This window comes from Providencia sp. PROV252 (assembly GCF_033676005.1).
Lineage (GTDB): Bacteria > Pseudomonadota > Gammaproteobacteria > Enterobacterales > Enterobacteriaceae > Providencia > Providencia vermicola.
In genome coordinates this window covers 2,986,977-3,001,999 of record NZ_CP096294.1, presented here as the reverse complement: position 1 = coordinate 3,001,999, position 15,023 = coordinate 2,986,977, and the positions used below count along the sequence as shown (strand labels likewise).

Annotated in this window: 9 protein-coding genes; 7 read left to right on the top strand and 2 right to left on the bottom strand. The window is 39.1% G+C overall.

Going from position 1 to position 15,023, the window contains the following annotated elements; translation table 11 throughout:
• Positions 1 to 19: 19 nt before the first annotated feature.
• Positions 20 to 538 carry a flavodoxin FldB gene (fldB, locus tag M1F05_RS13815; protein WP_206082645.1) on the bottom strand — a complete coding sequence of 173 codons (519 nt, stop codon included), beginning with the start codon at positions 536 to 538 and terminating at the stop codon, positions 20 to 22.
• Between the two features lie 117 nt (positions 539 to 655).
• Between fldB and xerD the strand changes: the two genes are divergently transcribed.
• The 7 genes from xerD (at position 656) to M1F05_RS13780 (ending at position 13,184) form a co-directional block, all read left to right on the top strand.
• Positions 656 to 1,558, top strand: a complete 903-nt coding sequence (xerD, locus tag M1F05_RS13810; RefSeq protein WP_206082644.1) for a site-specific tyrosine recombinase XerD — start codon at positions 656 to 658, stop codon at positions 1,556 to 1,558.
• A gap of 17 nt (positions 1,559 to 1,575) precedes the next feature.
• Complete coding sequence (dsbC, locus tag M1F05_RS13805; RefSeq protein ID WP_206082643.1) at positions 1,576 to 2,280, top strand: bifunctional protein-disulfide isomerase/oxidoreductase DsbC; 705 nt, start codon at positions 1,576 to 1,578, stop codon at positions 2,278 to 2,280.
• A 9-nt stretch (positions 2,281 to 2,289) separates the two neighbouring features.
• On the top strand, positions 2,290 to 4,023 hold the full coding sequence (recJ, locus tag M1F05_RS13800) for a single-stranded-DNA-specific exonuclease RecJ (protein ID WP_206082642.1): 1,734 nt from the start codon (positions 2,290 to 2,292) through the stop codon (positions 4,021 to 4,023).
• Between the two features lie 126 nt (positions 4,024 to 4,149).
• Positions 4,150 to 5,251, top strand: a protein-coding gene (prfB, locus tag M1F05_RS13795) for a peptide chain release factor 2 (protein WP_206082641.1) whose coding sequence is annotated in 2 segments (ribosomal slippage) — positions 4,150 to 4,227 and positions 4,229 to 5,251 — 1,101 coding nt in all. Because the reading frame shifts where the segments join, the coding sequence is not laid out codon by codon here.
• Positions 5,252 to 5,258: 7 nt separating this feature from the next.
• Complete coding sequence (gene lysS / locus M1F05_RS13790) at positions 5,259 to 6,773, top strand: lysine--tRNA ligase (RefSeq protein ID WP_206082640.1); 1,515 nt, start codon at positions 5,259 to 5,261, stop codon at positions 6,771 to 6,773.
• Positions 6,774 to 7,611: 838 nt separating this feature from the next.
• On the top strand, positions 7,612 to 8,160 hold the full coding sequence (locus tag M1F05_RS13785; RefSeq protein WP_206082639.1) for a hypothetical protein: 549 nt from the start codon (positions 7,612 to 7,614) through the stop codon (positions 8,158 to 8,160).
• 20 nt (positions 8,161 to 8,180) lie between these two features.
• Entirely contained in the window at positions 8,181 to 13,184 is a 5,004-nt protein-coding gene (locus tag M1F05_RS13780) for a hypothetical protein (protein WP_241017448.1), read from the top strand.
• A 203-nt stretch (positions 13,185 to 13,387) separates the two neighbouring features.
• Here the strand turns inward: M1F05_RS13780 and M1F05_RS13775 are convergent, their stop codons facing one another.
• Positions 13,388 to 14,209: a helix-turn-helix transcriptional regulator gene (locus tag M1F05_RS13775; RefSeq protein ID WP_206082638.1), complete on the bottom strand. Its 822-nt coding sequence runs from the start codon at positions 14,207 to 14,209 to the stop codon at positions 13,388 to 13,390.
• Positions 14,210 to 15,023 lie beyond the last annotated feature (814 nt).

Sequence of the window (15,023 nt, the reverse complement as noted above, 5' to 3'; positions counted from 1 at the left end):
TTACCGCCAGAATTGCGTCTTAAAGGGACGCTTCAATTTCTTGTAAAATTTGTACGCACCATTGGGCAATGCGTTCATCAGTTTGTTCAAATTGGTGCACTTCATCAAGCGCAAGCCCCACAAACATATCGCCTGTTTCATTTAAAGGTTTTGGGCTATCAAAAGTATATCCTTCGGTTGGCCAAAAACCGATAAACTGCACGCCCGTCGGTTTAAGTTGATGGTATAGCAACCCTAATGCATCGAGGAACCACTCACTATAATCTATTTGATCGCCTAACCCGTACATAGCAACAATTTTGCCCGTTAAGTTAAGGTTGGGAAGCGCGTCCCAAATTTCTAGCCAGTCTTCCTGTATTTCACCGAAATCCCAGGTGGGTATTCCCAAAATTAGAATATCATACTGTTCCATTTCACTGGGGGGAGTATCATTAACATTATTCAGTGTGACGAAATCATCACCGAGAATATCACGTATTTTTTCAGCAACCATTTCGGTATAACAGGTGCTAGAACCGTAAAAAAGGCCTATTTTCATATATATTATTACTACGTCCAGCTATGGTTTTGATGACAAGAGGGGTATTGTAACAGAAGCCCCCCCTTTCAGGCATAATAGAATCGTGTGGTATTATTCAAAGGAAACGAATTAGCTGTGGAAACAAAACACCTTAATCCATTAATTGAGCAATTTCTTGATACAATCTGGCTTGAACAGGATTTAGCGGAGAACACATTAGCATCGTATCGTAATGACCTTCAATCACTAGATAGATGGCTTGATGCGCATCATTTACATTTAGAGAGTGTTCAATCAATTGATTTGCAATCTTTTCTCGCTGAACGTATTGATGGTGGTTATAAGGCCGCTAGCTCTGCTCGTTTATTAAGCGCGATGCGTCGTCTATTTCAATACTTATATCGAGAAAAGTTGCGTAGCGATGATCCTTCAGCTGTCATTGCAGCACCTAAAATACCGCAGCGATTACCAAAAGACCTCAGTGAACAACAAGTCGATGATTTATTAAATGCGCCTGCAACAGAAGACTCCCTAGAATTGCGGGATAAAGCCATGCTAGAGGTTTTATATGCCTGCGGTTTACGTGTTTCTGAACTGATTGGTTTAACGTTTTCTGACATTAGTTTGCGCCAAGGCGTCATTCGTGTTGTCGGTAAAGGCGATAAAGAAAGATTGATTCCTTTGGGGGAAGAGGCAATATATTGGCTGGAAAAATATATTGATGAAGGTCGCCCTGATTTATTAAAGGGTAAAACTAGTGATATTTTGTTTCCGAGTAAACGTGGAACAAAAATGACCCGGCAGACATTTTGGCATCGAATAAAGTACTACGCGGTGCTGGCACAAATTGATGCAGAATCACTCTCGCCTCACGTCCTTAGACATGCCTTTGCAACACATTTATTGAACCATGGGGCAGATTTACGTGTCGTACAGATGTTATTAGGCCACAGCGATTTATCAACAACGCAAATTTATACCCATGTTGCGACTGAACGATTACGCGCGCTACATGAACAACATCATCCAAGAGGATGACAATTAAAGGATTATTAATGAAACGCAAATTGCTATTACTGGCGGTGGCTTGTTTTGCTGCGATTACCGCGAACGCATACAGTGCAACGGAAGAGATAGTCATTCGTGATACATTGGCAAAATACGATATGACAGTGGAGTCAATTAAACCTTCACCTATCGTTGGGTTGAATGTGGTCGAAACGACGACGGGTATCGTCTACATTACGGATGATGGTAAGTATTTACTTCAAGGGCCAATTTACGATATGAGTGGAAAAAACCCCGTGAATATTAGTAACCAGCCGCTAATGAAAAAGGTTGAAGCCCTTAAAAATGAAATGATTTATTTTAAAGCGCCACAAGAAAAATACGTGGTCACTGTCTTCACTGATATTAGTTGCGGATATTGCAAAAAGCTCCATGAAACTGTCGGCGAACTTAATAGTAAAGGTGTGACGGTGCGTTACCTTGCTTACCCTCGTCAAGGTGCCCAAAGTGATGTAGGTAAAAAGATGGCGTCTATTTGGTGTAATGGCTTACCACAAAATGCGTTAACACAAGCGTTTAAGGGTGAAGAAATCGCTATGATAGACAACTGTAAAATTGATCTAAGTAAGCATATGAATGTAGCTAATTTATTTAAAGTGACTGGCACCCCCGCGATTATTTTACCTAATGGTCAAATGTTACCTGGCTTCCTAAAACCTGATGCACTTATTCAATTACTCGACGAAAAATAGTTAATTATTGTGAATGTAGAAACTTTTTTACGACAACGGCACATTGATGGTGAGTCTGCTCAACTTCCAGGGCTCCCTGAATTATTGCAGCGTATTTACTTGCATCGTGGTATTACGGATATGGCTCAGCTGGAGCGTAAAGCCACAAATTTGCTGGATTATCGTTCGCTATCAGGCATTGAGAATGCACTTGCCTTACTTTACCGAGCACTGACTGAGCACGAATCCATTACCATTGTAGGGGATTTTGATGCGGACGGTGCAACAAGTACAGCACTGGCTATTCGTGCATTAAAATCGATGGGTTATGCCAATTTAAATTATATCGTACCGAATCGTTTTGAAAATGGTTATGGTTTAACACCGCTGGTGGTTGAAGAAGCACACAAGCGGGGGGCAAATTTAATTATCACCGTGGATAATGGTATTTCATCTCATGAAGGTGTAGTCGTTGCAAAGCAATATGGGATTAATGTCATCATTACCGATCACCATTTGCCAGGAGAAACGCTGCCTGAAGCCGACGCTATTATTAATCCAAACCTCAATGAGTGTCACTTTGGCTCAAAATCATTAGCAGGCGTCGGGGTGACATTTTATTTAATGTCAGCACTGCGCGCACATTTACGTCAAAAAGAATGGTTTATCCAACAAGGGTTAAGCGAACCTAATTTAGCCGAATATCTTGATTTGGTGGCATTAGGCACGGTGGCGGACGTGGTACCTCTTGATACCAACAATCGGATACTGGTTCACCAAGGATTAAACCGTGTTAGAGCAGGGCGTTGCTGCGCAGGTATTAAGGCACTCGTTGAGGTGTCAAAGCGTGATTTACCAAGGCTAGTTGCCAATGATTTTGGTTTTGCCCTTGGCCCACGGTTGAATGCGGCGGGTCGGTTGGATGATATGTCTGTGAGTATTGAATTACTGCTGACTGATGATATGGCTTATGCGAGGGAGCTTGCTAACGAATTAGATGGGTTAAATCAAACTCGTCGTGAAATTGAACAGGGAATGCAGCACGAAGCGTCGGTGCTTTTTAACAAATTTGAGTACAGTGATAATCAACTACCCAATGGCCTTGCCATTTATCACCCTGAGTGGCATCAAGGGGTTGTTGGGATTTTAGCATCTCGAATTAAAGAGCAATATCATCGGCCTGTGATTGCATTTGCTCCCGCAGGGGATGGCGTACTCAAAGGTTCTGGGCGTTCAGTTCAAGGTGTGCATATGCGTGATGCCCTTGAACGTTTAAATACCTTGCAACCTGGATTAATGCAAAAGTTTGGTGGCCACGCGATGGCTGCGGGTTTGACTTTAGACGAAAGTAAATTTGAGGATTTTAAGCATCATTTTGAGCGTTTAATGGGGGAGCTCATTAAACCAGAACAATTAGCGGGTGTTGTTTGGAGCGATGGTGAGCTGTCTCGCAACGAGTTTTGCCTAGAAACCGCAGAATTAATTCGTGAAAGCGGGCCATGGGGGCAATCATTCCCCGAACCCGTGTTTGACGGACACTTTTTATTATTACAGCAACGGTTAGTGGGAGAGCGCCACCTTAAACTGATGGTAGAACCTGCCAATGGTGGTCCAATGCTGGATGCAATTATGTTTAACATTGATGTGCGCAGATGGCCAGATAACAGCATTAAGAAAGCTAAAATTGCGTTTAAACTCGATGTAAATGAATACCGAGGGCAACGAAGCGTACAATTAATGGTTGAGCATATTTGGCCTGATTAAACACAAATATTATCGATGAGTATGGGATGAAATAGCGTTTTAGGGTGCTATAAACCTGAGATAAATTCCGTTATACTAATTGGTTTGTAAATAAAAATTATTTTGACCAACCATAAGATATTGAAAATGACGTTTGAAATAAACCCAGTAAAAAGTAAGATTCAGGACCTGTCTGATCGGACATCGGTTCTGAGGGGGTATCTTTGACTATGATGCCAAGAAAGAACGCTTAGAAGAAGTCAACGCAGAGCTAGAGCAACCCGATGTCTGGAATGAGCCAGAAAGAGCGCAAGCTCTTGGTAAAGAACGCTCATCTCTTGAGGCGATAGTTGAAACAATCGATCAACTAACACAAGGTCTTGAGGATGTTGAAGGTTTATTGGAGTTGGCCGTTGAGGCTGACGATGAAGATACCTTCAATGAAGCGGGGGCGGAGCTTGAATTACTACAAGGCAAATTAGAGCAATTGGAATTTCGCCGCATGTTTTCGGGTGAATACGACAGCGCTGATTGCTATATCGACTTACAAGCGGGTTCTGGTGGTACTGAAGCTCAGGATTGGGCAAGTATGTTATTACGTATGTACTTGCGTTGGGCGGAGTCGAAGGGCTTTAAAACCGAGATTATTGAAGAGTCTGATGGTGATGTCGCGGGTCTAAAATCAGCGACAGTGAAAATTATTGGCGACTACGCTTACGGCTGGTTAAGAACAGAGACTGGGGTTCACCGTTTAGTTCGTAAGAGTCCATTTGACTCGGGCGGGCGTCGTCATACTTCGTTTAGCTCAGCCTTTATTTACCCTGAAGTTGATGACGATATTGATATCGAAATTAACCCAGCGGACTTACGTATTGATGTGTACCGCGCTTCAGGTGCGGGTGGTCAGCACGTAAACAAAACGGAGTCAGCGGTACGTATTACTCATATTCCAACGAATATTGTGACGCAGTGCCAGAACGACCGTTCGCAGCATAAAAATAAAGACCAAGCAATGCGCCAGTTAAAAGCGAAGCTATATGAACTGGAAATGCAAAAGAAAAATGCGGACAAGCAAGCGATGGAAGAGAACAAATCAGATATTGGCTGGGGAAGCCAAATTCGTTCTTATGTCCTTGATGATGCAAGAATAAAAGATTTACGTACTGGTGTGGAAACGCGTAACACGCAAGCCGTACTGGATGGTGATTTGGATAAATTCATTGAAGCTAGTTTAAAAGCTGGCCTGTGAGGGAAAAATGTCTCAAGAGCAACAGGGTGCAGAACAGGCTCCCGATTTGAATAACGAACTTAAAACCCGTAAAGAAAAACTTGCGGCGTTGCGTGAAAAAGGAATTCCATTCCCAAATGATTTTCGTCGTGAAGATCTTTCAGACAAAATCCATGCTCAGTATGGTGAAAAGTCATCGGAAGAGCTGGAAGACTTGAATATTGAAGTCTCTATCGCGGGTCGTATGATGACGCGCCGTATCATGGGTAAAGCTTCATTTGCAACATTGCAAGATGTTGGTGGCCGTATTCAAATCTACGTATCACGTGATGACTTAGCGGAAGGCGTTTATAACGAACAGTTCAAAAAATGGGACTTGGGTGACATTTTAGGTGCGAAAGGGCGTTTATTTAAAACGAAAACGGGTGAACTCACTGTTCATTGTCATGAAGTACGTTTGTTAACCAAAGCTTTGCGTCCATTGCCAGATAAATTTCACGGTTTATCAGACCAAGAAACACGTTATCGTCAGCGTTATTTGGATTTGATTGCAAATGATGAATCACGTAACACTTTCATTGTGCGCTCTAAAATCTTAGCTGAAGTCCGTAACTTCATGGTTGGTCGTGATTTTATGGAAGTGGAAACCCCAATGATGCAAGTTATTCCAGGTGGCGCATCAGCACGTCCATTTATCACGCACCATAACGCATTAGATATCGATATGTATTTGCGTATCGCACCAGAACTGTACTTAAAACGGTTAGTGGTCGGTGGTTTCGAACGCGTTTTTGAAATTAACCGTAACTTCCGTAATGAAGGTTTATCGCCTCGTCATAACCCTGAGTTCACTATGATGGAACTCTATATGGCGTATGCAGATTACCGTGATTTGATTGAATTAACGGAAGATTTATTCCGTACACTGACACAAAAAGTGTTAGGCAACACAGTCGTTCAGTATGGCGACCAACAGTTTGATTTTGGTCAGCCGTTCACTAAATTGACCATGAAGCAAGCTATCTGTAAATATCGTCCAGAAACCAATGTGGCTGATTTAGACGATATGGATAAGGCCGTTGAGATTGCAAAATCATTAGGTATTAAGATTGAGAAAAGTTGGGGCTTAGGTCGTGTCCAGTGTGAAATCTTTGAGGAAGTCGCTGAAAGCCACTTAATTCAACCAACATTTATCACTGAATACCCTGCTGAAGTTTCACCTTTAGCACGTCGTAATGATGACAATCCATTTATTACTGACCGTTTTGAGTTCTTTATTGGTGGTCGTGAAATTGGTAATGGTTTCTCGGAATTAAATGATGCAGAAGACCAAGCAGAACGTTTTGCTGAGCAAGTTCGTCAAAAAGACGAAGGTGATGATGAAGCAATGTTCTATGACGAAGACTATGTTACTGCTTTAGAACATGGTTTACCGCCAACTGCAGGTCTTGGTATTGGTATCGACCGTATGGTGATGTTATTCACTAACAGTCATACCATTCGTGATGTTATTTTATTCCCAGCATTACGTCCGACAAAATAGCCGATGTTGTTTTTGTGCCCAGATAATACTGGGCACATCATTTTACTCTTAATATGTTCAAACTTTCCTTGTTTTTTATTCTACGTATCTTGCGACTCCCCAAGCCTCTCAATCTAATATCAACATAATATGTGCCAGTCTTTTTTTTGTTCGTATTCGCTAATTAGCAGAAAGTAGTCTATATAATAATGTTAAAAATAAATTTGAGTTACGAATAGTATCAATTTAGTATAAGTAATTATTCCAAAGAGTTGGTATAATTACACGAGTGCTACGTATGGTATATGTTGGTTTTTTGAAATATAACCTATTGAGAATGCATGAAATTTATTGTTCGCTGTCTTTTTTATAAATGAATTCCAAGTAAGTTACTTGTTTTTGAGTTTTTAAGTAAAGTGGTTGCACTGAAATGTTTTTAAAGCAGTACAGATACTGTGAGAGTGCTTAAAACACTCTTCTTGTGTAACAAAAAACTATTTTATTTGTTAGTAAGTGTTACAACAGGAAGATAAAAAAGAACGCGGGTTTTGTGTTATTGAGCTGTTATGTTTATGGTTACATAAACTAGTAAAATAATGTTTGGATAACATAATATAATTAAATAGCACCTTAAATGTGTTAATTTATGACTGTCTTGGTGTATTAATAAGAATAAGCTCATAAAAGTCACGAAAGGGTAGCGATTAAATAAGTTTAAAACTAAAATTATTTTAATCTAAATTTATGAGATGACTCTATTTCTACATTCGGACTTATAGAAAATAGCTAACTTTTAGCTTACACTAGGTTTCTTGGACATCATTATAATAGCGAAGAAAAGTACTGGTAAGGTAACCATATGTTTTTAAAAAATAAATTTTATGTTGCATCTTTGCTTATAGCAGGTACGGCTCTTCTTTCTGGCTGTACATTTGGCTCAGACACATACAATACAGCAACACCGAATACCCCAAGTAAACAAACCGTAACAGCAAATACCGCCCCTGCTGCTGAGCAACCATCAGCAAGTGCGACCCAAGCTGATGATTCTTATCCAGAATCACAAAAAGTTTTAAATAGCGCTATTAATCGTACACCAATAGCGTCAACAACTTATGGACAAAGTGGCGCTGATCAACAAACATTTGCTCACCTAAATACGTGTGTTAAGGAATTAAACGCACTAAAAACACTTTCGCCAAAGGATTACAACCGTTTAGTAGGTTCATTCAAAGAGGTTAGTGAAATCAATCGTCTCTACAGAGAAGTTGAAGGCACTGCTAGCCCTGACACAATTGAATTACTGCAAATGGCGATTGAATCTAAAACGAAAGTACTCTGTGCAAAAGTTCGCTATAACTCAGTATTGTCTACCGAATCAACATTGAAGAAAATTAGTGGATTATGAGAATAAACCTTAGGCTTTGTGTGTCGCTGGCACTTGTTACGACATTTTTTAGTCATGCTCCAAAAGCAGACAAATTTAATAGCGTTATTGATGATTTTGACACTTACCTCCAATTGGAAAGCGAAGGCAAAGTAAAAGAGCAAAAACAACAACAACAGCCAGTTAATACACAAGCTCAAGGTTACGATATTTTCTCTTCACTCTCGACAGTGCCTGCGCCGAAGGAAAAACAAAAGTCTGCGGCAGCGAATAAAGGAACCAAAGGGAAAACTACGGGTAAAAGAAAGTCTGGCGTAGCATCGGCAAGTCAAGTTGATTCGGCTAAAGTGACGCCAACAGAACCAGAAAAAACGATTTTTTCTGATGTCTGTGCGGTGACAACAGATAACGCGTCTGCGCCAATTTTACTCTCCTCCTATCCATACTTTTTTCAAAGTAACCAATGGAGCCCTGAATATTTAGCAAGGGACTTTGCTAAATATCAGTTAGTTCTCGATCCTCTTGGGTTGTATTCTTCTAAATTTGCCAGACCCTCAGGAATAGATACCTCAGCCTATCTTGAACAACTTGCAAAATTAATTGAACGCCAGCAGCTAACCAATTTGTATAAATTTGGTATTGCACAAGGTGTAGGACAACTTATTTCGTATAACAATTTGTTAAATGATGAACAACTTGTCGCTGAGCTAATTAACCACAATAAGAGTATCGCGCAATTAACACAGACAATTGCAGAAAAAGAATTTGAAATTAATCAGCTTAATGACGATGTTAAACAAAATAAAAATCAAATTGCGCAATTACAAGCACTATTAAATTCATCTTCAGATGATCAATCGTTAATTGATACGCTAAATCGTAAACTGGCAGAAGCGGAAAAAACGATTGAACAGAAACAGAATAATTTAACGCAGCTTAGCCAAGAGAATCAGCAAACCCAAGAAACGATTGCTCAACTTGAAAAACAATTAAATGAAAGTGCAATTGAACAATCTAAAATCAAACAACAACTTGCTGAGAAAGAGGAGCTGTATGCCTCAGCAAATTTAAAAATTGAGCAGTTAACGGCAGATATTGCAAAATTAGAGCTGGATGCTAAAAACCAATTACAGCTTGCAGGAAATTCAGATGAGCAAGTGAAATTAGTGACCAATGAACTTTTGCAGCAAAAAGAATTACTCAAACAAAAAGAAATTGAACTAAATACTGCAAAAAATGAAAAAGATGTTGCCCAGTCGGCTTTGAGTGCTCAGCAAGCAGACGCCAAACAATTAGAGCAGCAAAATCAACAATTGTTAGCTCAGTTAGCAGAGAAAGAACAGCTAGCGGAAAAAATCCAGGCTTCTTTAACTGAAAAAACAGCACAAGCAGAGCAAAAAGTTGTATTAGAGAAAGCGTTAAAAGAGTCACAAACAGCACAAAATGCGCTGATGGCCCAGTTAGCTTCAAGTGAAAAACAGCAGGCTGAGCTGCAAGCGAAACTAAGCCAAAATGAACAAAATTATGCCACTGCACAGGCTCAGTTGAAGCAAGCCGATGCGGATTTACAGCAATTACGTAAAGATGTTGAAAAGCAAACGGCATTGCTAAATCAAGCCAGTGATGCACAAGTGAAAGCAATAACGGCTGATTTAAATAAACAGATAGCGTTGCTGAAACAAAAAGAAGATGGATTGAAAAAAGCGCAAGCAGATAGCGAATCAACCCGCGATGCGCTGGCCAAACAGCAAGCTGCAGCCAAAGAGCTTGAGCAGAAAAATCAGCAATTAGCTGCGCAACTAACAGAAAAATCGCAACAGGCCGATAAAATTCAAGCTGCATTAGCTGAACAAACGGCGAAGGCTGCGGATAAAGCCGCGTTAGAAACAGAATTAGCGGCAGCGAAGAAACAGTTAGCTGAACATGAATCACTGAAAAATACGTTGGCGAAACAGCTGGCAAGCAGTGAAAAACAGCAGGCTGAGCTGCAAGCGAAACTAAGCCAAAATGAACAAAATTATGCCACTGCACAGGCTCAGTTGAAGCAAGCCGATGCGGATTTACAGCAATTACGTAAAGATGTTGAAAAGCAAACGGCATTGCTAAATCAAGCCAGTGATGCACAAGTGAAAGCAATAACGGCTGATTTAAATAAACAGATAGCGTTGCTGAAACAAAAAGAAGATGGGTTGAAAAAAGCCCAAGCAGATAGCGAATCAACCCGCGATGCGTTGGTCAAACAGCAAGCTGCAGCCAAAGAGCTTGAGCAGAAAAATCAGCAATTAGCCGCGCAACTAACAGAAAAATCGCAACAGGCCGATAAAATTCAAGCTGCATTAGCTGAACAAACGGCGAAGGCTGCGGATAAAGCCGCGTTAGAAACAGAATTAGCGGCAGCGAAGAAACAGTTAGCTGAACATGAATCACTGCAAAATACGTTGGCGAAACAGCTGGCAAGCAGTGAAAAACAGCAGGCTGAGCTGCAAGCGAAACTAAGCCAAAATGAACAAAATTATGCCACTGCACAGGCTCAGTTGAAGCAAGCCGATGCGGATTTACAGCAGTTACGTAAAGATGTTGAAAAGCAAACGGCATTACTAAATCAAGCCAGTGATGCACAAGTGAAAGCAATAACGGCTGATTTAAATAAACAGATAGCGTTGCTAAAACAAAAAGAAGATGGGTTGAATAAAGCTCAAGCAGATAGCGAATCAACCCGTGATGCGCTGGCCAAACAGCAAGCTGCAGCCAAAGAGCTTGAGCAGAAAAATCAACAATTAGCCGCGCAACTAACAGAAAAATCGCAACAGGCCGATAAAATTCAAGCTGCATTAGCTGAACAAACGGCGAAGGCTGCGGATAAAGCCGCGTTAGAAACAGAATTAGCGGCAGCGAAGAAACAGTTAGCTGAACATGAATCACAGCAAAATACGCTGGCGAAACAGCTGGCAAGCAGTGAAAAACAGCAGGCTGAGCTACAAGCGAAACTAAGCCAAAATGAACAAAATTTTACAACGGCTAAAGGGCAGTTGGACAAAGCTAATGCAGACTTGCTAAAACTGCAAAAAGACGTTGAAAAACAAACTGCATTAATGGAGCAAGCGAACGATAAACAAATCAAAGCATTAACGCTTGATCTTAATAAGCAAGTTGCGCGACTTCAAGAGAAAGAAGCCGATTTGAAAAAAGCCCAAGTAGAAAGCCAATCAACCCGTGATGCGCTCGCCAAACAGCAAGCTGCAGCCAAAGAGCTTGAGCAAAAAAACCAACAATTAGCCGCACAATTGAGTGAAAAAGCTCAGCAAGCAGATAAAATTCAAGCATTATTGTCTGCTCAAACAGTTAAAGCGGAAGGCAAAGTTAGCTTGGCAAGTGAGTTAGCATTGGCGCAAAAACAATTGGTTGAACACCAAAATGCACAGAATGCGTTAGCTAAACAAGTGGCTGATAGTGAAAAACAGCAGGCTGAGTTGCAAGCCAAATTAAGCCAAAATGAACAAAATTATGTTGCTGCGCAAGAGCAATTAAACAAAGCTAACTTAGAGCTTAAAACGTTAAAAGCGAATATAGAAACCAAAACTGCATTAATGAACCAAGCTACGGATCAGCAAATTAAAGCATTAACTGTCGATTTAAATAAACAAATTGCATTGTTAAAGCAAAAAGAAGATGGCTTGAAGAAAGCGGAGACAGATAGCCGTTTAGCGAAAGAGGCATTGACGAAGCAACAAGTAACATCGAAAGAATTAGAGCAAAAAAATCAGCAACTTTCGGCTCAATTGAAAGACAAAACACAGCAGGCAGATAAAATCCAAGCGTCACTCGTTGAGCAATCGGCTAAAGTTGCTCAAAAAATTACGCTAGAATCTGAGCTTACACTGGCTAAACAGCAATTAGAAGAGCATCAAGCAGCTCAAAATACGCTTTCTAAACAATATACAGAAAGCCAGAAACAGCTGCAGAAACTTCAGGCCACATTGACTGAAAATGAGCAAAATTATGCGTCGGCTCAGAAGCAGCTGGTTCAGGCTAATGATAACTTGCAAAAACTGCAAAAAGACGTTGAAAAACAAACGGCATTAATTGGTCAAGCAAGTGACCAGCAAGTAAAAGAATTAACGGCAGATTTGAATAAGCAGTTAGCGTTGTTGAAGCAAAAAGAAGATGCTTTGGGTAAACTTGATTCAGAGAAAAAAGCGATTCAAGATGCACTTATGGCACAAGAAAGTGAAAGAAAAAAACTCGAATTACAAAATTCACAATTTGCAAAACAAACAAAAGAACAAGAATCGCAAATTAGCAAGCTTGAAAATGAAATAGCGGCTAAGGCTAAAAAACAAGCAGAGGTTGAGTCACAACTGGCTGATGCAAATAAACAAATTAGTGCTTTGAAATTAGATACTCAAAAATTGGATTCTGCAACCAAAGCACAAAAAGAATTAGCTTCTGCGCAAGAGCAATTGAAAAAACTACAGGCTGAGTTAGAGAAGCAAAAATCATTCTCAAGTGATGAGGTACTTAAATCACAAATTATGGATTTAAATCGTCGTATAACTTTGTTGCAAGACGAAAATAATGCGTTAAAAGCGAAAGGTAACACTGGCTCGAACGCAGGGCTAGCAGGACGCGTGCCACCAAGTAAAGATATCAAGGTCGTTGCCGCAGAAAATGCTAAGAAAAATCAGAAGATAATTCAAGATATTACGGCACAAAAATACAGTAAGCTGGATAATAATACATACTATAAAATTATTCAGCGTGGTACGCCGATTAACGATGTTAAAAAGAAAGACATCACATTTATTATGAGAGAGCAGTTAACGGATGGAACGGTTACTGTCATGTATACGGATAAAAACCCTGTGACGCTGCCTTATAATGAATTACCGACGCCATTAAATTCGTTTGTTGAACGTGCAGGGGAAGGCGGGATGGTGAAAGTTTATATTAAGCCAGAAGGTGGTTATGGGGTAGAGGGAGTTCCAGGTGAAATACCACCAAACTCTATGTCTATCATTGACTTGAAGATCATGAAAGTCAAATAACCAAAGAATTCGTTTAGGTTTTTGAAAGGGTGATTTGTCATTCAGGCAAATTGCCTTTTTTTATGGCGAGTAACTGGAGATGAAAAATAGTTAAAAGTGAAATAAAGGAAGGGACTTTGGGTTGCCTTTCTGCCAGATTATAGTTAAATCATAAATTTCTATAACTGACAGGGCATGTGTCTATGTTCGGTTTTATTGAGTAATTAAGCAGTTATTCTTGATTTACTCGGGGTGTAACCAAATCGCTTTCGATAACTCTGTGTGAAATAAGATTGGCTAGAGAAGCCTGCTTCCATTGAAATTTCAACAATGCTCATTGATGTATTTACCAATAATTGGTGTGCATACATAATTCGTTTTTCACTGATCCATGAACGGGGTGATGTTGCATAAACGGTATTAAATAGTTCCTTAAATGTTGTTAAACCCATTCCAAATGTACGAGCGAATTCACTTAACTTCCATTCCTTCAAATAATTATTTTCCATGAATAATTGCAATCGTTGGGCTTGACGGTTACTTAATTGCTTAAAGTTAGAAAGTAAAATAGCACCTTGCTCACTGTAGGATAATAACAGCAATAATTCGCTTATTCGTAATGATACGATAGCTTCAGGATAATCGTGGTCAATGATTGCATTTAAGCTATTTTTAATGTCTTTAATTAATGGAAATGAGGTAAACTTGATGACATCAGATGATGTATCTTCAAATCGCTCGATCTCACTCAGTTGTGAACCGTGTAGAGTAATAAACTCACGTAGAAAGTCATCGTTTAAACCTACCCAGAGTAACTGACAATCTGTTGTTAAATCAGCAGACTGAAATGAGTAAGAGCCTTGTTTATGGTATAAAATATCACCTTCATTTAAAGTTTGTACATTGGCAGGGGTTTCCAGTAATAGTGTTCCTTTTTCTACAATAATGACGCCTTTGGATGTTAAATCGATAATGGTATGTGCTACCTCGTTATCAATAGTCATTTTTTTTATAAGGGTCTGATTTAAATTGCTTTTAACTTGCATTATAGCCACCTAAGTAATCGTATTCATACTATTTAAATATCACTATCAAAATTAAATATCAAAAAAATAAATCACTTTAATATAAAAAATCGACATTACCTGTATGGTTGAAATTATATAAATCGATTATTTATGTGTCATTTTGTTATTTTAAATATAAATAAATGTTTCAAAATATAGTTTTTCCGAATTAATTGGCATTATAGATCGGATTTACAAATGCTATTAAGATTGTTGTTTTATAATATTTTATTGTTACAGGTAACATGCAGTTTATTATTCCGTTCTTGACATTCTGTCTGGTTGTAAATTTTTTGTTGTTTTTTACCCTTTAATCGTGTTTTTTTTCTATTTTTGTATAGGATCATCATTTTTCGTGTAGTAATCGGTTTTATTGCCATGACAATAATTGATTAAACACTCGTAAAAAATATAAGTTATAAATAATTTTTATGTATTTATTAATTATTTACTTGAGTTATTTATTTAATTTATCGTCATGATTGGCGTTTTTTATTCAACTGACATTTAATTGCATGATAGTGAGACATATGTCTCTATTTTCAATTGATAGGTAGTGTTAATGGTTTTAATAGGTAATATAAATATAGATTTTAGTAATTAGTTATTTTGGGTTACTATTTTTTATAAGGGCATATTTCAGTCATAAATAGTCAGTGTTAAGGTGATGGATTCCAGTGTTTCTCGTTTTTATGTTTACGCATAAAAGGTGTTTTATGGAAAAACATAAATATATCAGTTGGATATTGATAATTTCTTAATGGTGAGAGTATATTGAAAGAATAAGACTACC

Coding starts and splice junctions, on each gene's coding strand:
- fldB (WP_206082645.1), bottom strand. CDS start 538: ATGAAAATAGGCCTTTTTTACGGTTCTAGCACCTGTTATACCGAAATG.
- dsbC (WP_206082643.1), top strand. CDS start 1,576: ATGAAACGCAAATTGCTATTACTGGCGGTGGCTTGTTTTGCTGCGATT.
- lysS (WP_206082640.1), top strand. CDS start 5,259: ATGTCTCAAGAGCAACAGGGTGCAGAACAGGCTCCCGATTTGAATAAC.
- M1F05_RS13785 (WP_206082639.1), top strand. CDS start 7,612: ATGTTTTTAAAAAATAAATTTTATGTTGCATCTTTGCTTATAGCAGGT.
- M1F05_RS13775 (WP_206082638.1), bottom strand. CDS start 14,209: ATGCAAGTTAAAAGCAATTTAAATCAGACCCTTATAAAAAAAATGACT.